Below are 20,776 nucleotides of genomic sequence, written 5' to 3'. Positions count from 1 at the left end.
AGAGTTCAAACATATGTTTGAACTCTTGTTCTTTATATGATATAATTTTTCTAAGAATATTCAGTGACGGGGTGTTAGTATGGAAGTTTTAGAAAAATTAAGGATATTATCTGATGCGGCTAAATATGATGTATCCTGTTCCTCAAGCGGAAGCAATAGAAAAAATAAAAATGGAGGATTGGGAGCAGCAGAGAACAGTGGAATATGCCATAGCTGGTCTGATGATGGTAGGTGTATTTCTCTATTAAAGATTCTAATGACTAATTATTGTATTTATGATTGTGCATATTGTGTTAATAGGTTTTCCAATGATTTACCAAGAGCGACATTTACGCCAGATGAAATAGTTGATTTGACTATAAACTTCTATAAGAGGAATTATATAGAAGGGTTATTCCTAAGTTCTGCTGTATTTAAATCTCCTAACCATACGATGGAAATGATTTTTCAAGTAGTAAAAAAACTTAGGGAAGAAGAAAAATTCAATGGATATATTCATACAAAGGCAATACCTGGAGCAGATAAAGAAATTGTTGAAAAAGTAGGGAAATATGTGGATAGAATGAGTGTAAATATTGAGTTACCCACAGAAGAAGGTCTAAAGCTTTTAGCACCAAAGAAGAACAAGGAAAGTATTCTAAAACCTATGAAATTAATTAAGGCTGGAATTACTCAATCCATTGAAGAAACGAAGAAATTTCGATTTAGTCCCAAATTTGTACCTGCAGGACAAACTACACAGTTAATAGTAGGTGCTACAGCAGATAGTGATTTAAAGGTACTTAGACTATCGGAGGGATTGTATAATTCCTATGGACTTAAAAGAGTATATTATTCAGCTTTTATTCCCGTATCTACTAATCCTAAATTACCAGCAATTAAATCACCGCCTCTTGTAAGAGAAAACAGACTTTATCAAGCAGACTGGCTTCTTAGATTTTACGGATTTCAGTCAGGGGAACTATTAGATGAAAATAAACCAGATTTTGATTTAGCCTTAGATCCTAAATGTGATTGGGCACTTAGAAATATTAATTTGTTTCCAGTGGAGATTAATAGAGCAGACTATAATATGCTTTTAAGGGTTCCAGGTATTGGGGTAAAATCAGCTATGCGAATAATTCAGGCAAGAAGGTTTTCAGCTATAGATTTTTATGATTTAAAGAAATTAGGAATAGTTCTTAAAAGAGCCCAGTATTTCATTACTTGTAAAGGAAAACATTATGGGGTAAAATCCATGGATGGTGAAATAATACGAAATTATTTAACTGAAAAACCCATAAAATTTAGTAATTATCAACAGCTATCCTTATTTGACCAAGTATCCATTGAAGATAAATATATTGAAATAGGGGGACAATTTTAATGATTCATTATATTTATGATGGCAGTTTTGATGGATTACTTACGGCAGTTTATGAGGCTTATTATAGAAAGGACAATGTTTATGATATAGTTCCAGAAGATAATATAGAAGAGAATTTTTTGGTACAAAATATATTTATTCCAACAGATGGGGAAAAATCTAGTACAGTATATAAATCTATAGAAAATAAGATTTCTAGGGAAGCTTTAAGGAGAATCTTCTATGTTTATTTATCTGAATTACCTAGACATGGCATAATAATACTTAAATATATACAATTAGGATTCAAACTTGGGGCACAATTAGATTTAAATTTATCTAATGATATTGTTCTTATGATGAATAACATATATGCGAAAGTATCTAGGGAACGGCACGGAATGTTAGGACTTCTTAGATTTAAAGAGTTGGAAAATGGGATATTCTATGGGGCAATAGAACCAGATTATAACATTATAGGACTTATTGCACCACATTTTGAATCTAGAATGACGAATGAAAACTGGATAATTCATGATGTAAAACGGGGAGTAGGAGTGTTTTATAATAAGGAAGAATGGGTCATTAGAAATATAAAACCTACAGATTCCTTAGTGATGAAAGAAGAGGAAGAAGAGTATCAAGAGCTATGGAAGGAATATTTTAAGTCCATAGCCATAGAAAATAAAATCAATCCAAAGCTTCAGAAAAGAAATATGCCTATGAGGTATTGGAAGTATTTGGTGGAAAAGCATTAGAAAATTCACCATATTTACTGGCAATGTTCTATTAACTCTATTTATCTTCATACATATTATATACTAAAATATATAAAGGTGGAGATTAAATGGAGTATATTAATAGAAAGGAACTGGAATTAATCAATGAAGTTAGTATGTTGTGGATCCAACATAGTGAGTGGATTAGAATGGTATTTGTAAGTATAATATTTAAAACTCCAGATAAAGAGGCAGCAATATTTAGATTTCTTAGAAATCTAGCAGATTTTGCTTACTTTTTGAGAGTCTTTTATGAAGATAATGTAGCTTTTAGATTTAGTGATCTATTGACAGAGAATTTAAGTCTTGCAAGAAATCTAGTGGAATATACAATGCTAGGAGATACTAAAGCAGCTGAAAAAACAAATGAAAAGCTATATAAGAATGCAGATGAAATTTCACATTTACTTTCTTCTATTAATCCATATTGGCACTATGAAAGTTGGAGGGCTATGTTATATATTTACTTAGATATGGTTAAGACTATGACAGGAGAAATGATTGATGGAAACTATAGAGAAAGCATAAACATTTATGATAAACTTGAAAGGGAAGTAATGGTTATGGCAGAAATTATGTATAATGGAATACTTAAACAATTTCCTTATAAATTTTGCAAAAATAAATTGCTAGGTTAACCTAGCAATTTATTTTTGCCTTAATCCAATCTGCCAACATTAATTCCATATCAGCTTCTCCTTTTATTGGATATTTATCAGCTAATTTGTATATCTTCTTATAATATTCCATTGCTTTATGTTTATCATCATTATAAAAAGTCTCATATGCCATAAGAATTCTCGTTTTATTAATCATAAATTTTGCTATCTTTATATATTTTCTAAGATTTTTATTATATAAATTATCAATAAAGTCTTTATCACAATCTCCCACAAGTTCTAAAAATATTCTTTCACAATTTATTTCATTTCTATATACAGGAATGATTTTATCAAGATATGGTAAAAGAGTATCTAAAGATTTCTTTCCATTTTCAAAATCCATATTGTCTAAATACCAGTTAAATTCCATTAGTCTAAGAGCTGTATTTAAAGGATTGGAAAGATCAGAGCCATCCTTTACTTCAAAAGTATCTAAAGGCATATCCTTAATCCTTATACCTTGACTTTGCAGTCCATTTACTCTTAATTGAATATAAAAACCTTGTCTAGTATCTTTGTCCTTCAACATAGATAATATATTATAAGCATCATTTGCAATTCCACCGATTTTCATTGGAATACCATTGGTTAAGACACCAAATATACCACTTATACTAAAAACGAACCATATAAAATTAAATGGAGAATTTACATTTCTTGCTACTAGTATCCCAAGTATAGATGCTACTAGATTCATTATAACTCCACCAAGATTATAAAGGATAAAAGGAAATGTTCCATTCTTTAATTCTGGTGGCATCATAAGGCATTGACCTCCCGTGCCTGGTATATTAAATTTCTTACGTTTAAGCTTTCCATTATCATTTATTATAGTAAAAGAACCAACTCTAAAGGATACAAAGGAATATCCTGATATAAGACCAAATATAAGATGTCCCCCTTCATGGATAATTATTTGTATTAAATATCCTATAATAAACAATAAAAAGAAAGAAGGTAATGTAAATAAGTTAGTTTTTTCCATATATGTATTTATGGCATCATTAAAAAAGACATCTGAAATAAATCCTATAAAAAATCCAATACACAGACAAACCATAAGAAATATTATGGCTTTAAAAAATTTCTTTTTCTTTTTCAATCTATCACCCCTAATCAATACTATTCTATAAATTCCCATTCATTATATACTAAAATTAAATAAATTGCACTTCTCTTTTTACCTAAAAAAATATATACTAAGTATTAAGCTAGTTTTATAGTAGCTTAATACTTTTATATGGAGGAGAATATGGAGTTACCTAAATTAAAAATAGGAAATCTAGTGGCAAAGATACCCATTATACAGGGTGGTATGGGAGTTGGAATTTCTTTATCAAACCTAGCAGGGAATGTGGCTTTAAATGGAGGAATTGGGGTATTATCTGGTGTAGAAATAGGATTTAATGAACCCGATTATTATAAAAATAAGAAAGAGGCTAATTTAAGGGCTTTAAAATTCCATATCAGAAGAGCTAAGGAAATATCAAAAGGTGGTATTATAGGTATCAATATAATGGCAGTATTAAATAATTTTGAAGAAATAGTTATAGAATCAGTCAGGGAAAAAATAGATATAATCTTTTCAGGAGCAGGTCTTCCGTTAACACTACCTAGCTTTACTAAAGGAACAGATACAAAGGTTGTACCTATTGTTTCATCTGACCGAGCAGCTACTTTAATATGTAAAACTTGGGATAAAAGATATAATGTTATTCCAGATGCAATTGTATTAGAAGGTCCAAAGGCAGGGGGACATCTTGGATTTTCTAAGGAAGAACTAAAAGATCCATCTAAGAATTTGGATAATTTATTAATAGAAGTATTAGAAGCTATTAGACCTTTTGAGGAAAAGTATGGTAGACAAATTCCTGTTATAGCAGCTGGAGGAATAACAGAAGGAAAAGATATAGCGGAATTAATTAAAATAGGAGCATCAGGAGTACAAATGGGAAGTAGATTTGCAGCAACTTATGAATGTGATGCTGAAGATGGATTTAAAGAAGCCTATGTAAATGCAAAGGAAGAAGATATAATTTTAATCAATAGTCCTGTTGGCTTAATAGGAAGAGCTATAAATAATAAATTTATAGAAGATGCAAAAAGTGGACTAAGAAGGCCAATTAAATGTATTACAAATTGTTTAAAACCATGTAAACCTACAGAGGTGGATTATTGTATAGCCAATGCTTTAATTAATGGACAAAAGGGAAATCTTAATTCAGGATTTGTATTTGCTGGCTCTAATTCATATAAAATAGAGAAAATAATGTCAGTTAAAGATTTAATGGAAGAATTAGTTGAAGAAACTCAATTATATCTTAAATAGAAATAAAGCTAAGTCAAAAAGACTTAGCTTTATTTCTATTTTGGGGTAGAATAATTATATAATATTTGAGTGAGGAGTGGAGAAATGAAAAAAATATTTAACAACGATTGGCAAGAATTATTAGAAGGTGAAATGGAGAAGGAGTATTATCAAAAACTTAGATCATTTTTAATTAATGAATATAATACCAAGGTAATATATCCTCATATGAATGATATATTTAATGCCTTACATTTAACTTCATATAAGGATACTAAAGTGGTAATCTTAGGTCAAGACCCATATCATGGACCAAATCAAGCCTATGGGTTAGCATTTTCTGTAAAAGCTGGAGTGAGAATACCACCTTCTTTAGTAAATATGTATAAGGAATTAAAGGATGATTTAGGTTGCTATATACCCAACAATGGAGTTTTAACAAAATGGGCAGAAGAAGGAGTCCTTCTGTTAAATACATCTTTAACAGTTAGAGCAGGGGATGCTAATTCTCACAGTAAAATTGGATGGCAGATTTTCACAGACCATATAATAAAACTATTAAATGAAAGGGATGACCCTATAGTTTTCATACTTTGGGGAAACAATGCCATAAAGAAAAGGATGTTAATTACAAATCCTAAACATTATATAATAACATCAGTTCATCCAAGTCCATTATCTGCCAGTAGAGGTTTCTTTGGTTCTAAGCCATTTTCAAAGACAAATAAGTTTTTAGAATCCATAGGAAAGAAGCCTATAGACTGGCAAATAGAAAATATATAAAATTTCCATTCAAAATGATAAAAGTTTAACTTGAAATTAATTTAAAACATGGTATTATATATGAGATTATATTAATTTTAAGGAGGACTTTATGGAAAAAGTTCATACAGAAAATGTAAAAATTGTCAACGCAGATCCATCTGCAATAGGTCTATTTGGACTAGCCATGGTAACATTAGTAGCATCATCACAAAAGTTGGGAATTACAACAGGATTATCTTTTGTAATACCTTGGGCAATATTCTTAGGTGCTTTTGCTCAGTTATTTGCCTGTATCAATGACTCTAAGAGAAATAATACTTTTGGTACAACTGCTTTTGGAGCATATGGATTCTTTTGGATGGGTGTTGCATTATCTTGGATGATGCAAATGGGAGTATTTGGTGAAAAATTAGCAGCAAATGTAGATCCAAAACAATTAGGTTTTGCATTTTTAGGCTATCTAATTTTTACAGTATTTATGACTATAGGTGCTATGGAGACTCATAAGGTATTATTTTTAATTTTCTTCTTTATAGACCTATTATTTATTGGTTTAACACTTGATTCTTTTGGAATCATGGGAGAATTTCCACATAAACTGGCAGCATATTCTGAACTAATAATATCATTATTATCATTCTATGGTTCAGGTGCTTCAGTATTAAATGAACATTTTGGAAAAGTATTTTTGCCAGTGGGAAAACCATTTGGAATATTTAAATAAATCCTTATAAATAAAAAATATGATAGACTAGTCTATCATATTTTTTATTTTATACCATTAAATACAATTAACTCCATTATTTTATTAACTAGAATAAATAAAGGAATACCAATATAAAACTTCTTTTTAGATAGTTTATGTTTAAATAAAACCATAGCCATTAGAGAACCTATGGAACCACCTAAAAAAGATAGAGCCATTAGATAGAATTCTGGCACTCGCCATTGTTTTTTTTGAGCCTTATTTTTATCTATCCAAAACATTAAAAATGATGAGAAATTTATAAGACCTAAATAAATTAAGAACAAGGATTCTTTATTATTGAAGTTTAGAATATCTTTCATTTTATAATTATTTTACACCAAGATATTTTGCAATATTAGCATCTTCTGTTTTTATTCCCTTTATTTTAGAAGTTTTACAGCTAATAAGTCCTGTAACTCCAGGGCCATGTCCAGCTAATATACAATTACTGTGTACTACTACTCCAACAGTTACAGAACCTTTTAAATATTGGCGACCATAAGTATTATCACAGTCTTTCAATAGTACTAAGTCTCCAAATCTAAGTTTATCTATACCATATTCTTTTACAGCTTCTTCATCACCAGTGGTTATATCATAGTCTCCAGATAAACTAGTAGAACTGCCTATACCTGAACCCATTAGATGAGCTGGTATTTCAGTTACTACAGGAACCTCCAGTTCTCCATTTTCATTTTCCTTGATTTCTAATTTTTCAAATAAATTAGGGTCTAAATTCATAACTAAAACATCTTCATGACCTTCAATTCTTAAGCCTTGACCATTTGCTTTAATTAAAATAGTGTCATTTATAGCCATCTTTTCCAAATCCTCTTGTGGAAAATATACTAAAACATGTTCAATTCCACCGTGCATTCCTGTAACAAATCCCTTTGCACCCTTTGCATCTCCTGATACTACTTTGGCTTCATTACCAACACAGGATAAAACCATTAATGCTTGATTTTCCATTTTATCTTCATTTCTCATACTTACTCCTGGTTCCACATGATCACCTATAAGATCCATACAGGAATCACCAATTTGGAAATTATAAGTAATTCCACCAACACCATGCAGTATCATAGGTTTGCCATCATGACTTATTCTATAGGGGCTTGGTCCCATGGCAGGACTATGAATTTTCCCTTGAACCGATTGAATTACTAATTTGTCTTTATTAGTTTTTAACAAAATCATCACTCCTTTATCAATATATATAGATTATACTACATAAAAGATGGAAATGTTTCCATAGATTTAAAAGTACCTTAAACCTTTGATATACCCGAAGATTGTTAAAATAATCATAATGTTGACAAAATTTATTGATTATTATAAAATTAATATGCTTATTAGATTAAAGTATAACAAAAATCCATAAAAGATGTTGATTAATGACATACAAATAAGATACTGCTTATATGATAACTACATATGAAAATAGACAGCAACTTAGTTGCTGTCTATTTTCAAATAATATTTAAGAGGAGGCTATTATGGAATTTAAATTTAATTTAGAAGAAAATAAAGAAAAGATTCAAGAATTTAGAGATTTCATCAAAGAAAATAGGGACAAGCAAGGAGTTTTAATGCCTGTATTACAAGAAGCCCAGGTAAAATTTGGATACCTTCCTAATGAAATCTTAGAAATTGTATCTAAAGATTTAAATATACCATTATCTGAAATATATGGTGTAGCTACATTCTATTCCCAATTTACATTTATTCCAAAGGGAGAAAACAATATTTCAGTATGCTTAGGAACAGCTTGTTATGTTAAAGGAGCAGAAAAAGTACTTGCAGAGATTGAAAATGTTTTAGGAATAAAATGTGGTGGAACTACACCAGACCTTAAATTCTCTATTACACCTACTAGATGTATAGGAGCTTGTGGATTAGCACCAGTTATAAACATAAATGATGATACACATGGTAAGTTAAAGCCAGAAGACATTAAAGCTATAATAGAAAAATATAGATAATTCGGAGGTAAGAACTATGATGACTTTAGAAAAGTTGCAGGAGTTAAAAGAAAAATCTAGACTAGTCTTAGAAGAAAGATTAAAAGAAGAAGATAATACAGAAGTAAAAGATGGCAATTTTATATTAAAGGGTGACTATTATAGAAAACAAACCAGAATAGCCTTGAGAAACTGTGAAATAATTAGACCAGAAAGTATTGATGAGTACATAGCACTTGACGGTTATACATCTTTAGGAAGAATCCTTACTGAGATGAAACCAGAAGACGTTATCAATACTATGGTTGAATCAAATTTGAGAGGTAGAGGTGGAGCAGGCTTCCCAGCAGGTAGAAAATGGGCTGAGGCTTTTAAATATGATTCAGATAAAAAATATGTAATATGTAATGCAGACGAAGGAGATCCAGGTGCATTTATGGATAGGTCTATTCTTGAGGGGGACCCTCATTCAGTACTTGAAGGTATGGCAATAGCAGGATATGCTATAGGTGCTGATCAAGGATTTATCTATGTTAGAGCAGAGTATCCATTGGCTGTTAAAAGACTTAAACAAGCCATAGAACAAGCTAAAGAATATGGATTGTTAGGAAACAATATATTGGGAACAGGTTTTAATTTTGATATAGAACTAAGACTTGGAGCAGGAGCTTTTGTATGTGGTGAAGGTACAGCTCTTATGGAATCCATTGAAGGTAAGAGAGGTATGCCAAGAACTAAGATATATAGAACAGCTCAAAAGGGTTTATGGCAAAAACCAACTGTTATTAACAATGTAGAAACTTTAGCAAATGTACCTGTAATATTCCAAAGAGGAACGGAGTGGTTCAGAGGCATAGGAACTGAAAAGTCTCCAGGAACTAAGGTATTTGCATTAGTAGGAAAAGTAAAGAATGCAGGACTTGTGGAAGTGCCAATGGGAATGCCTTTAAGAGAGATAGTTTTTGATATTGGTGGGGGAGTAGCAGATGATAAGGCCATTAAAGCTGTACAAACTGGTGGACCATCAGGAGGATGTATTCCAGCTGATTTACTAGATACTCCAGTAGACTTTGAATCCTTGGCTAAAATTGGCTCAATAATGGGTTCAGGTGGAATGGTTGTAATGGATGAAACAGATTGTATGGTAGATATTGCTAGATTCTTCCTTGACTTTACAGTAGAAGAATCCTGTGGTAAATGCGTACCATGTAGAGAAGGTACAAAAAGAATGTTGGAATTATTGGAAAAAATAACTTCAGGAGAAGGTACAGAAGAAGATATTGCAAGAATGGAATCCTTAGCAGATACAATTAGTTCAGCTTCACTTTGTGGATTGGGACAAACTGCTGCAAATCCTGTAACTAGTACATTACACTACTTTAGAGAAGAATATGAGGCTCATGTAAATGAGAAGAAATGTCCAGCAGGTGCCTGTCAAGCACTTCTAGAATTCTATATTACAGATAAATGTATAGGATGTACTAAATGTGCTAGAAACTGTCCTACATCTTGTATCGATGGAAAATTAAAAGAAAGACATGTAATAGACACTGATAGATGTATTAAATGTGGCAATTGTGCTTCAGTATGTCCAGTTGGAGCAGTAATTAAGAGATAGAAAGGAAGGTAATGTCATGAAAAATGTAACACTCACAATAGATGGGAAACAGATTACAGTACCTGAAGACTACTCTATAATTCAAGCTGCTAAAGAACTTGGTATAGAAATTCCAGCCCTTTGCTATGATCCAAATCTAGAAGTTGTATCAGCCTGTAGATTATGTGTAGTTGAAATAGAGGGAAGTAAAAAATTAGAGACATCTTGCTCTGTAAAGGTTAGAGAGGGAATGGTTGTAAACTCTGAAACTGAAAAAGTAATCAAAGCAAGACAAGATATTTTACAACTATTATTAGATAGTCATCCAAATGATTGTTTAACTTGTCAAAAAGCAGGTGAATGTTTACTACAAAAATATTCATATAAATATGGTGTTAAATTTAGAAAACATGATGGAGCCATGAGACCAGAACTTATGGATACTTCAAGTCCATATATATTGAAGGACAATAGTAAATGTATTTTATGTGGAAAATGTGTAAGAACTTGTTCTCAAATAAAAGGAGAAAGAGAAGTTTTAGCCTTTGCTGAAAGAGGGTATGATACCAAGATAGTTTTAGACTCTGATAAAACATTTGCTGCTTCTAAATGTGTATCTTGTAATAGATGTGTAACAGTATGTCCTGTTGGTGCCTTAGTTGATAAAAGATTAATAGGAAAGACAAGAGCATGGGAAGCAGATATTAAGACTATAAATTGTAAAGTATGCGATTATGGCTGTGAGTTTGAAGTCTTGTCTAAGGATAATGAGAAAGTTGCTGTAAGAGCAAAAGCACCATCTAATGGCAGACCATTATGCTTAAAAGGAAGACTTACGACAGAATTGTTAAATGTAGATAATCCAGATACACCTTATAGAAAAATAGGTGGAAAGTTTAATGAAACTACTTGGACTAAAGCTTTGGGATTATCAAACGTAATTGATAAAATAGAAAAATTAGAAAAGAAGGATGAAGAGTAATCTTTAGTATACAAATCCATAAGGAGGGTCAATGATGGACAAGCATGAATTTAAATCAGTTATAGAATTTGCTGTAAATAATGAAGTAGAAGCATATGAATTCTATAGAGATGCTGCTATAAAAGTTAAAGACCATCATCTAAAAAAGACTTTTGAAGAATTAGCTGAAGAAGAATTGAATCATAAAAGGTTTTTAGAAGATTTTCTAAAAAGTGGAGCTAAGGAAATAAGAATAGATGAAACTAGTGACTATAAACTAGCAGAAACCATAGATAAGCCAAAACTAACTGTAGAAATACAGTTTACAGATGCTATTGCCTTGGCAATAAAAAATGAAGAAGAAGCAATGGATATGTATAAGAACTTATCTGAAATATCCTTAGATGATGAACAAAAGAAGCTTTTTATTGGGCTTATGAAAATGGAACAAATGCACAAAACTAGACTGGAAGATGTCTATGTTAATATTGCATATAACGAAGTTTGGTAGTACGAGGAATTTGCATATAATTAGAATAGCCAATTAAATTTTAAAATGTATTAGTAGCGTATGGAGGCGAAAATATGATTAGGTTTATTATGAATGGAAAAACCATTGAGGCAGAAGAAGGAATGTCCATATTAGAAGCTGCTCGAGAGAATGGAGTAAATATTCCAACTTTATGCCATGACAAAGAACTTACACCCTTTGGTGGATGTAGATTATGTGTAGTAGAAGTGGAAGGGTCTAAGAACCTTGTAGCATCTTGTTCAGCTAAAGTAAGAGAAGGAATGGTTGTAAATACAGAGTCTGAAAAGGTAGTTAAAACTCGTAGAGATATTTTGGACCTTCTATATTCAAACCATCCCCAGGATTGCTTAACTTGTGAAAAGTCTGGAGAATGTGGACTTCAAGACTTATGCTATAGATATGGAGTAAAAGAAGGTTCTTTTAAAGGCGAAGTAAAGAATTATGCAATAGATAGTTTAAATCCAGTTATGGAAAGAGACCAAAGTAAATGTATACTTTGTGGAAAATGTGTTAGAGTATGTAGCGAAATTCAAGTAACTTCAACTATTGATTTCACAGGAAGAGGATTTAACTCCAAAGTTACAACAGGGTTTGATAATCCTATTGACTATAAGAATTGTAGAATGTGCGGTCAATGTATAACTGCCTGTCCTACAGGAGCTCTTATAAACAAACAATTAAAAGGGGTTAGACCTTGGGAAGTAACGAAAGTTCGTACTACTTGTCCTTTCTGTGGTACGGGATGTAATTTTGACTTAAATGTTAAAGATGGAAAAGTAGTAGGAGTAACTCCAAATCCAGAGTCACCAGTAAATGGAAAGTCCCTTTGTGTTAAAGGAAGGTATCATATAGACTTTATAAATAGTCCAGATAGAATTACTAAGCCATTGATTAAAAAAGATGGAGAATTTGTAGAATCTAGTTGGGATGAAGCCATAAACTTAGTAGTTGAAAATCTTAAAAACACAAGAGATCAATTTGGAGGAGATGCAATAGCAGGTTTAAGTTCTGCACGTTGTACAAATGAAGATAACTTTGTGTTCCAAAAGATGATGAGAGTTGCCATAGGAACTAACAACGTAGATCACTGCGCTCGAACCTGACATGCCCCTACAGTTGCAGGTCTTGCAACTACATTGGGAAGTGGAGCTATGTCTAACTCCATTGGAGAAGTAGAAGGAAATGAAGTACTATTTATTATTGGATCAAATGCTACAGAGGCTCATCCAATAATTGGAAATAAGATGAAAAAAGCAGCTAAAAATGGATCAAAACTCATAGTAATAGATCCACGTCGTACAGAATTAGCGGAAATGGCTGCTTTATGGTTGCCTTTGAATTCAGGTACAGATGCGGCCTTAATAAATGGATTGATGCACATAATTGTTAAAGAAGGATGGCATGACAAAGAATTTATAGAAAGTCGTTGTACAGGATTTGAGAGTGTATTAGAAACCATAGAAAACTATTCGCCAGAAGTAGTGGCTAGAATTACAGGAATACCAGAGGATATTTTATATGAAACTGCGAAACTATATACAAGTACTAAAAAAGCAGGTATATTCTATACACTGGGAATAACAGAGCATACAACAGGAACAGCAAACGTTATGAACCTTGCAAATCTTGCTATGTTAACAGGACACCTTGGATTAGAGAATGCAGGAATAAATCCTTTACGTGGACAGAATAACGTTCAAGGGGCTTGTGATATGGCCGCTCTTCCTAATACATTGCCAGGATACCAAAGCTTATCTGAAGAAAAGAATATAAAATTCTTTGAAGAATACTGGAATACAAAAATAAACAGTAAAAATGGTCTTAGAATACCAGAGATGTTAGATGAGGCTCTTTTAGGAAATGTTAAGGCAATGTACATTATGGGAGAGGATCCTGTACTTACAGATCCAGATGCAAATCATGTTAAAAAGTCCTTAGAGAATCTAGACTTCTTAGTAGTACAAGACTTATTCTTAACAGAAACAGCTAAGTTTGCAGATGTAATATTTCCAGCAACTTGTTATGCTGAAAAAGATGGTACATTTACAAATACAGAAAGAAGAGTTCAAAGAGTAAGAAAAGCTGTAGAAGCACCAGGAGAAGCTAGACTTGATTGGAAAGTTTTAAGTGAAGTAGCTACAAGGCTAGGGGCAGAAGGTTTTGATTACAAGACTTCTGAAGATATATTCAATGAAATAAGAGAAACTACTCCTAGTTATAGAGGTATAACCTATGCTAGAATAGATAAAATAGGATTACAATGGCCATGTCCAACAGAGGAACATCCAGGTACACCTTATCTTCATAAGGGAACATTCCCAAGAGGACAAGGACTTATGGTTCCAGTAGAATATGAAGCACCAGCAGAGTTAGTATGTGATGATTATCCAATACTTCTTTCAACTGGAAGAATGTTATATCATTACAATATAATGACTAGACATTCTAAGAAATTAAACGATATAAGACCTCATGAACTTGCAGAGATGAACCCTGTAGACGCAGCAAAATTAGATGTAAAAGAAGAAGACGTAATAAGGGTAACATCAAGGAGAGGCTCCATATTGACAAAAGTAACCATAACTGATAAAGTGAAACCAGGAATGATGTTTATGACATTCCACTACAAAGAATCACCAGTAAATGAATTGACTAATGCAGCTTTTGACCCTGTTACTAAGACTGCTGAATATAAGATTTCAGCAGTAAAAGTAGAAAAGGCGAAAGAAGGAGAATTACCTAAATAATAAACAATATTCAATAGATGGTTTCTATAACCAGAAACCATCTATTGAAATAAATTTATATTAAGGCTATCCACAAGCCTTGTATATAGTAAAAATAGTAATCGCCATGGAGGCGATAAAAAAATATTTTCGTTACTCTCAAAAAAGAGTATTGGCTATTTATAATAACTATAGTTTAAATCTAGAAAAGGTTCTAGATAATATAAATAAGGAGGACAAAAATGAAAATTAAAAAATTTTTAGCATTTATGTTAGTAGGGATTATTTCCATAAGTCTACTAGGAGGATGTAGCAAGAAACCAGCCCAGCAAGAACAAGGAGATGTAGAACCAGTTGACCAAGTTGAACAACAACCAAAAGAACAAGTTGAATTATTAATTTCAGCAGCAGCAAGTTTAACAGATGTTTTAGAAGAATTAAGAGAAGATTATAAAGCCATAGAGCCTGAAACTACAATAGATTATACTTTTGGAAGTTCAGGAGCTTTACAAGCACAAATAGAGGAAGGTGCACCAGTTGATATATTCATGTCAGCAGCACAAAAACAAATGAAGGCATTAGAAGATGCTGATCTTATGTTAAATGAATCTATAAAGACTTTATTGGTAAATAAAGTAGTACTTATTACTCCAAAAGACAGTGATTTAGATATTAAATCCTTTGAAGATTTAACTAAGGATGATGTTAAAAAAATCGCTGTAGGAGATCCTAGTAATGTTCCAGTAGGACAATATAGTGAAGAGATATTTGAGAATCTTAATATAAAAGATAAAGTAGAACCAAAACTTATACTAGGCAGTGATGTAAGAACAGTACTTACTTGGGTAGAAAGCGGAGAAGTTGATTGTGGTATTGTTTATGCAACAGATGCTTATACATCAGACAGTATAAATATTGTTACAGAAGCACCAGAGGAAAGCCATAAAGAAGTTAGTTATCCAGTTGGAGTAGTTAAGGAAAGCAAGAATCCCGATAGAGCACAGGCGTTTTTAGATTTCTTGTCTACTGATGAATCCAAGAAAACATTTGAAAAATATGGTTTCTCAATTAAATAGAAACTGAGGAAATAATATGAATTATTCTCCATTATTAATATCTCTAAAGGCAGCTGTAATAGCAACTATGATAACATTTGTCTTTGGAATCTATGCAGCTTATTTTACTACAAAGTTAGATAAAGCAAAGGGACTAGTGGATGGTATTTTAACCATTCCGCTAGTTCTACCCCCTACTGTACTGGGTTTTTTCCTTTTAGTATTGTTAGGGAAGAATAGTATAATAGGAAAGTTTTTAAGCTCATATGATATATTCATAGTTTTTTCAGAAGCTGCAACTATAATAGCTTCTGCTGTAGTATCTTTTCCATTGATGTATAGAACTGTTAGAGGAGCATTTGAACAACTGGATAGAAATATGATTTATGTTGCTAAGACCTTGGGATTGTCCAATCATAAGATATTTCTAAAGATAATGCTTCCTAATAGTTTTTCTAGTATAATGGCAGGAACCATATTGGCATTTGCTAGGGCATTGGGAGAATTTGGAGCTACCATAATGCTTGCTGGAAATATTCCTGGAAAGACTCAGACCATGGCAGTGGCAGTTTATAGTGCTGTTCAGGCAGGAAATAGAACCTTAGCATATAAGTGGGTAGCAATAATGGTTGGGATTTCACTTGTATCCATGATAGTAATGAATAAATTTGAAAAGATGCAAGTAGTAAAAGTTGGGAAAGGAGGTAATTAAGATTCTTTATGTTAATATAAAAAAAGAGTTTGATAATTTTAAGTTGGATATAGAGTTTGAAACCAACGGTGAAACCATGGCTCTTTTAGGTGCATCTGGATGTGGCAAGAGTATGACATTAAAATGTATAGCTGGAATAGAAAAGCCAGATGAAGGAGAGATTATATTAAATAATAGAATATTATTTAATAGCAAAAAGAAGATTAACCTATTACCTCAGAAGAGGAAAGTAGGACTATTATTTCAAAGCTATGCTCTTTTTCCCAATATGACTTTAAGAGAAAACATTGCTATTGCAGTACCTAAGGATCGCAACAATAAAAATGAAATAATAAATGAGAAAATAGAAGCCTTTTCATTGAAAGGCTTGGAAAATAATTATCCTCATCAACTATCAGGTGGACAGCAGCAAAGAGTAGCTTTAGCCCGAATGTTAGTCAATGAACCAGAAATACTCATGCTAGATGAACCCTTTTCTGCTTTAGATGAACATTTAAGATGGCGAATGGAACAAGAGATAATATCCATACTTAGAACCTATGGTGGAAATACTTTGTATGTTTCTCATAATAAAGATGAAGTTTTTAGAATATGTGAAAAAGTAGCAGTATTTAATAAAGGGAAAATAGAAGAAATAAACTCTAGGGAAGAAATATTTAATCGTCCTACTACTTATGCAGCAGCAGTTTTAACAGGATGCAAAAACATTTCAAAAGCAAAGAAGATTTCCGAGAACAAGGTATATGCTGTTGACTTAGGTTTGGAATTAAATTGTAATGAAGTGGATGATGATGTAAAATTTGTAGGTATTTACACTGAGCATTTAAAAGTCAGTGAAGATAATAAAGAAGATAATACCTTTGAATTTAATATACTCAATGTAATTGATAATTTATTCTCACATACTTTAGTTCTTTCACCAAGGATAAAAGATTATGAAACTCAAAAAATTTATATGGAGGTTTCAGAAAGTCAATTTAAGGGTATAGAAAATAAAAAGTCAATATATTTGCATTTTAATAAAAAAAATCTATTATTGTTAAATAAGTAAAACCCAAGAAAACAGCCACTATTTTGGCTGTTTTAAAACATTTATATTGGTTTTAGCAAGATATTGTTGAAATAGTCAGACAAAATTTATATAATTTAACCATAAATATTTAATCATATTGGAGTGATACTAATGAATGTTATAAGAACAGAAGATGCAGTTGGTATGGTATTAGGTCATGATATAACAGAAATAGTTCCTGGAGAATTTAAAGGAGTAGCATTTAAAAAAGGTCATATTATTACTGAAAATGATATAGAAAGACTTTTAAGAATAGGAAAAGAGCATATTTATGTTTTTGATTTAAGTGAAGATGAGTTTCATGAAGATGAAGCTGCTGTAAGATTAGGAGAATTATTTGCAGGTTCAGGAATTTCTTTTTCTGAACCAAAAGAAGGAAAAATAAATATAAACCCTGAATATAAAGGTCTTTTAAAAATCAACAGAGATTTACTAGATGAAGTCAACGATATTGGAGATATTTGTGTGGCTACAATACATGGAGATAGATATGTAAATAAGGGAGATTTACTAGGTGGATGCAGAATAATTCCCTTAACTACGAAGAAGGAGAATATATATAAGATAGAAGAATTAGCAAAGGATAAAGAGCCCATGTTTCAAGTTAAACCCTTTAAAAAATTTAAGACTGCACTAATAGTAACAGGTTCTGAAGTCTATAAAGGGAGAATTGAAGATAAATTTGGTCCAGTAATTGAGAAAAAGTTAAAATTCTTTGGTTCAGAAATATTTTATAAAGAAATAGTTCCAGATGAATTAGAAACTATTAAGGAAAAGATATTAGCTGCAAAGGAAAAAGGAGCAGAACTTATTATAGTTACAGGAGGAATGTCTGTAGACCCAGACGATAAGACTCCAGGAGCTATAAAAGCTACAGGTGCAAATATTATTACCTATGGAACTCCAATTTTACCAGGAGCCATGCTTTTATTTGCCTATTTAGATGATATACCAGTATTTGGACTGCCAGGTTGTGTAATGTTTGCAAAGACTACAGCATTTGATTTGTTATTACCTAAAGTAATGGCTGGAGAAAAGATTTACAGAAAGGATATTTCTAGAATGGGATATGGAGGACAGTGTATATCTTGTGAAGTATGTACATTCCCGAATTGTCATTTTGGAAAACACTAAGGAGGAAAAATGAAAACAAATATTTCAATAGAAGAGGCAAATAGAATATTGGAGGAACAATATATAGAGACTTCCATTATAGAAATTTCTTTATTGGAAAGTCAAGGTTATGTTTTGGCTGAAAACATTAAATCTAATATAAATATACCACCATTTAATAGATCGCCTCTTGACGGATACGCTTATAAATCAGAAGATACATTAAATGCAGCTAAAGATTTCCCCACAACATTAAAGGTTATAGATTCCATACAAGCAGGTTATGTAAGTACAAAGTCCATTGGAAATGGTGAAGCCATAAGGATAATGACAGGGGCAAAGATACCAGAAGGTGCAAATGTAGTTATGAAATATGAGGACACAGAATTTACAGACAAAGATGTAAAAATATTTCATCATTTAGAGCCAGAATCCAATATTGTCAAAAAAGGAGAGGACATAAAAGTAGGAGATGTAGTTCTTTCTAAAGGAGTAATAATTGATTCAGCAGAAATAGGCATATTGGCTTCATTAGGTATAAGTAGAATAAAGGTATATGCTAAACCTAAGGTGGCTATTTTGGCTACAGGTGATGAATTGGTAGACATTTATGAAGAATTAAAAGAAGGAAAAATTAGAAATAGTAATTCTTATACCATAGCAGCCCAAGCCAAAAGATGGGGTGGCGATGCTAGAATATTAGGAATTTGTAAAGATAATATAGAGGAAGCAAAAAAAATATTGGAAGAAGCTTTAAAGTGGGCTAATATTGTAGTTACAACAGGAGGGGCATCTGTAGGAGATGCAGATATTATAAAAGAAGTATTTCATGAAATAGGGGGAAACATCTTATTTTGGAAAACTCAAATGAAACCAGGCTCGCCTATAGTTGTAGGGAAACACGGAAATAAATTTTTATTTGGATTATCAGGTAATCCAGCAGCAGCTTTTATTACTTTTGAACAATTTGTAAGACCAATAATACTTAGACTAGCTGGAAAAGAGAAATATGACCTAATGGAAATAGACTCCATATTAGAAGATGATTTTATTAAAATCAGCAATCAAGATAGATATGTTAGGGGCTACACATATAAAAAGAATGGACAATATTATACAAGTCTACCTAATAAACATAGTTCAGGAGTATTATCCAGTTTATCAGGAAAGAATTCTCTATTTCTTGTAAAGGCAAATACAGGGCCTTATAAAAAAGGTGATAAAATAAAAGTAGAATTAATAAATTATTTAGAGGTGGAATAATGATTCCTGTATTTTCAGTTGTTGGAAGTAAATCAAATGTCGGTAAAACCACAGTCTTGTGTAAAATCATAAGTGAATTAAGAAATAGAGGCTATAGAGTTGGAACCATAAAACACGATGTTCATGGTTTTGAAATAGATAAACCTGGAAAAGATACATGGCTTCATGCTGAGGCAGGGGCAAATGTTGTCAGTATATCGTCTCCAAGGAAGATGGCAATAATTGAACAAGTAGAAGAAGAATATACTTTAGATGCTGTAATAGAGAAGATTGATAATGTAGATATTATAATAACAGAAGGATATAAAAATGAGAATAAACCTAAATTAGAAGTTTTTAGAAAAGAAGTAGCAGAAAAACTACATTCTAAGGATGAGGAACTATTTGGCATTATAACAGATAAAACTTTTCATAAGAATATACCTCAGTTTGATTTTACAGAGATTAAAGAAGTAGTTGATTTAATAGAAGAAAGGTTTTTAAGAAATAAGATAAATTAATTGGAGTGATTTCTATGTTTAAAGTTGGAATAATAACTGCAAGTGACAAAGGAGCATTAGGAGAAAGAGAAGATAAATCAGGAAGCCTAATTGCTGAAATAGTAGAAGTGAAGGACTATAAAGTTGAAAGAAAAACTATAGTACCAGATGAAGAAAAGCTAATTTTAGAAGAAATCATATTTATGTCCGATGAATTGAAGGTAGATTTAATATTAACAACTGGTGGAACAGGATTTAGTCCTAGAGATGTAACTCCAGAAGCTACTATAAAGGCTTGCAATAGAATGGCAAATGGTATATCTGAAGCCATAAGACAGTATAGTCTCCAAATCACACCAAGGGCAATGTTATCTAGAGGAGTATCAGGTATAAGAAATCAAACTCTAATAATAAATTTACCTGGAAGCCCTAAGGCTGTAAAGGAATCTTTAGACTATATATTAGACTCAGTTCATCATGGATTAGAAATACTAAAGGGCGAAGCCTCTGAATGTGCTAGAAAATAAAGATAGAGAATGTAAATAACTTTGTGCTTTAGAGAGAATCATTCATCTCTAATCTGACAAGAAATATTAAACTGGATAAAACTTACAACTAAATATCTTGATTTTATCTTTGCCAAGACTATTTTATTTTATGCATTAAAATGAATAGTTTTGGCAATAATTTTATAT

21 protein-coding genes are annotated in these 20,776 nt (G+C 31.7%); 18 read left to right on the top strand and 3 right to left on the bottom strand.

Going from position 1 to position 20,776, the window contains the following annotated elements:
* Nucleotides 1–79 precede the first annotated feature (79 nt).
* From FYJ83_RS16195 to FYJ83_RS16185, 3 genes are all read left to right on the top strand, one after another.
* On the top strand, nt 80–1,366 hold the full coding sequence (locus FYJ83_RS16195) for a putative DNA modification/repair radical SAM protein (RefSeq protein WP_154442311.1): 1,287 nt from the start codon (nt 80–82) through the stop codon (nt 1,364–1,366).
* Complete coding sequence (locus FYJ83_RS16190) at nt 1,366–2,103, top strand: TIGR03915 family putative DNA repair protein (RefSeq protein ID WP_154442309.1); 738 nt, start codon at nt 1,366–1,368, stop codon at nt 2,101–2,103. The genes FYJ83_RS16195 and FYJ83_RS16190 overlap by 1 nt, the downstream gene beginning before the upstream one ends.
* Before the next feature lie 89 nt (nt 2,104–2,192).
* Entirely contained in the window at nt 2,193–2,762 is a 570-nt protein-coding gene (locus FYJ83_RS16185; RefSeq protein ID WP_154442307.1) for an acetylglutamate kinase, read from the top strand.
* 1 nt (nt 2,763) lies between these two features.
* On the opposite strand, the gene FYJ83_RS16180 is transcribed toward FYJ83_RS16185, so the two are convergent.
* Entirely contained in the window at nt 2,764–3,888 is a 1,125-nt protein-coding gene (locus FYJ83_RS16180; protein WP_154442305.1) for a hypothetical protein, read from the bottom strand.
* A 150-nt stretch (nt 3,889–4,038) separates the two neighbouring features.
* Between FYJ83_RS16180 and FYJ83_RS16175 the strand changes: the two genes are divergently transcribed.
* From FYJ83_RS16175 to FYJ83_RS16165, 3 genes are all read left to right on the top strand, one after another.
* Nucleotides 4,039–5,115, top strand: a complete 1,077-nt coding sequence (locus FYJ83_RS16175) for an NAD(P)H-dependent flavin oxidoreductase (RefSeq protein WP_154442303.1) — start codon at nt 4,039–4,041, stop codon at nt 5,113–5,115.
* A gap of 84 nt (nt 5,116–5,199) precedes the next feature.
* Entirely contained in the window at nt 5,200–5,877 is a 678-nt protein-coding gene (locus tag FYJ83_RS16170) for a uracil-DNA glycosylase (RefSeq protein ID WP_154442301.1), read from the top strand.
* A 91-nt stretch (nt 5,878–5,968) separates the two neighbouring features.
* Entirely contained in the window at nt 5,969–6,583 is a 615-nt protein-coding gene (locus FYJ83_RS16165; protein ID WP_154442299.1) for an acetate uptake transporter, read from the top strand.
* Between the two features lie 44 nt (nt 6,584–6,627).
* Here the strand turns inward: FYJ83_RS16165 and FYJ83_RS16160 are convergent, their stop codons facing one another.
* On the bottom strand, nt 6,628–6,927 hold the full coding sequence (locus tag FYJ83_RS16160; RefSeq protein ID WP_154442297.1) for a DUF1294 domain-containing protein: 300 nt from the start codon (nt 6,925–6,927) through the stop codon (nt 6,628–6,630).
* Nucleotides 6,928–6,934: 7 nt separating this feature from the next.
* Nucleotides 6,935–7,801 (bottom strand): DUF4438 domain-containing protein, encoded by an 867-nt coding sequence (locus FYJ83_RS16155; protein WP_154442295.1) that lies wholly within the window; start codon nt 7,799–7,801, stop codon nt 6,935–6,937.
* A gap of 305 nt (nt 7,802–8,106) precedes the next feature.
* Between FYJ83_RS16155 and nuoE the strand changes: the two genes are divergently transcribed.
* The 12 genes from nuoE to FYJ83_RS16095 all read left to right on the top strand — a co-directional run bounded on the left by nuoE (nt 8,107) and on the right by FYJ83_RS16095 (nt 20,608).
* Nucleotides 8,107–8,592 carry an NADH-quinone oxidoreductase subunit NuoE gene (gene nuoE / locus FYJ83_RS16150; protein ID WP_154442293.1) on the top strand — a complete coding sequence of 162 codons (486 nt, stop codon included), beginning with the start codon at nt 8,107–8,109 and terminating at the stop codon, nt 8,590–8,592.
* A 19-nt stretch (nt 8,593–8,611) separates the two neighbouring features.
* Complete coding sequence (locus FYJ83_RS16145; RefSeq protein ID WP_229768623.1) at nt 8,612–10,189, top strand: NADH-ubiquinone oxidoreductase-F iron-sulfur binding region domain-containing protein; 1,578 nt, start codon at nt 8,612–8,614, stop codon at nt 10,187–10,189.
* A 16-nt stretch (nt 10,190–10,205) separates the two neighbouring features.
* Entirely contained in the window at nt 10,206–11,150 is a 945-nt protein-coding gene (locus tag FYJ83_RS16140) for an NADH-quinone oxidoreductase subunit G (RefSeq protein ID WP_154442289.1), read from the top strand.
* Between the two features lie 34 nt (nt 11,151–11,184).
* Complete coding sequence (locus FYJ83_RS16135) at nt 11,185–11,640, top strand: ferritin-like domain-containing protein (RefSeq protein ID WP_154442287.1); 456 nt, start codon at nt 11,185–11,187, stop codon at nt 11,638–11,640.
* Nucleotides 11,641–11,714: 74 nt separating this feature from the next.
* The gene (gene fdhF / locus FYJ83_RS16130) at nt 11,715–14,408 is read left to right on the top strand and encodes a formate dehydrogenase subunit alpha (protein ID WP_154442285.1); all 2,694 of its coding nucleotides are present in this window, start codon (nt 11,715–11,717) and stop codon (nt 14,406–14,408) included.
* A 221-nt stretch (nt 14,409–14,629) separates the two neighbouring features.
* Nucleotides 14,630–15,463, top strand: coding sequence for a molybdate ABC transporter substrate-binding protein (gene modA, locus FYJ83_RS16125; protein ID WP_154442283.1), 834 nt, complete (start codon nt 14,630–14,632; stop codon nt 15,461–15,463).
* A gap of 16 nt (nt 15,464–15,479) precedes the next feature.
* Complete coding sequence (gene modB, locus FYJ83_RS16120) at nt 15,480–16,154, top strand: molybdate ABC transporter permease subunit (protein ID WP_154442281.1); 675 nt, start codon at nt 15,480–15,482, stop codon at nt 16,152–16,154.
* Nucleotides 16,135–17,205 carry a sulfate/molybdate ABC transporter ATP-binding protein gene (locus FYJ83_RS16115; protein WP_154442279.1) on the top strand — a complete coding sequence of 357 codons (1,071 nt, stop codon included), beginning with the start codon at nt 16,135–16,137 and terminating at the stop codon, nt 17,203–17,205. The genes modB and FYJ83_RS16115 overlap by 20 nt, the downstream gene beginning before the upstream one ends.
* Nucleotides 17,206–17,337: 132 nt before the next feature.
* The gene (locus FYJ83_RS16110; RefSeq protein WP_154442277.1) at nt 17,338–18,360 is read left to right on the top strand and encodes a molybdopterin-binding protein; all 1,023 of its coding nucleotides are present in this window, start codon (nt 17,338–17,340) and stop codon (nt 18,358–18,360) included.
* Between the two features lie 9 nt (nt 18,361–18,369).
* On the top strand, nt 18,370–19,602 hold the full coding sequence (locus FYJ83_RS16105) for a molybdopterin molybdotransferase MoeA (protein ID WP_154442275.1): 1,233 nt from the start codon (nt 18,370–18,372) through the stop codon (nt 19,600–19,602).
* Nucleotides 19,602–20,102, top strand: coding sequence for a molybdopterin-guanine dinucleotide biosynthesis protein B (gene mobB / locus FYJ83_RS16100; protein WP_154442273.1), 501 nt, complete (start codon nt 19,602–19,604; stop codon nt 20,100–20,102). Before FYJ83_RS16105 ends, mobB begins: the two co-directional genes overlap by 1 nt.
* A 14-nt stretch (nt 20,103–20,116) precedes the next feature.
* Entirely contained in the window at nt 20,117–20,608 is a 492-nt protein-coding gene (locus FYJ83_RS16095) for a MogA/MoaB family molybdenum cofactor biosynthesis protein (RefSeq protein ID WP_154442271.1), read from the top strand.
* Nucleotides 20,609–20,776 lie beyond the last annotated feature (168 nt).

It is taken from the genome of Tissierella pigra (assembly GCF_009695605.1).
GTDB lineage: Bacteria > Bacillota > Clostridia > Tissierellales > Tissierellaceae > Tissierella > Tissierella pigra.
This window is presented reverse-complemented; position numbering and strand designations above follow the sequence as displayed.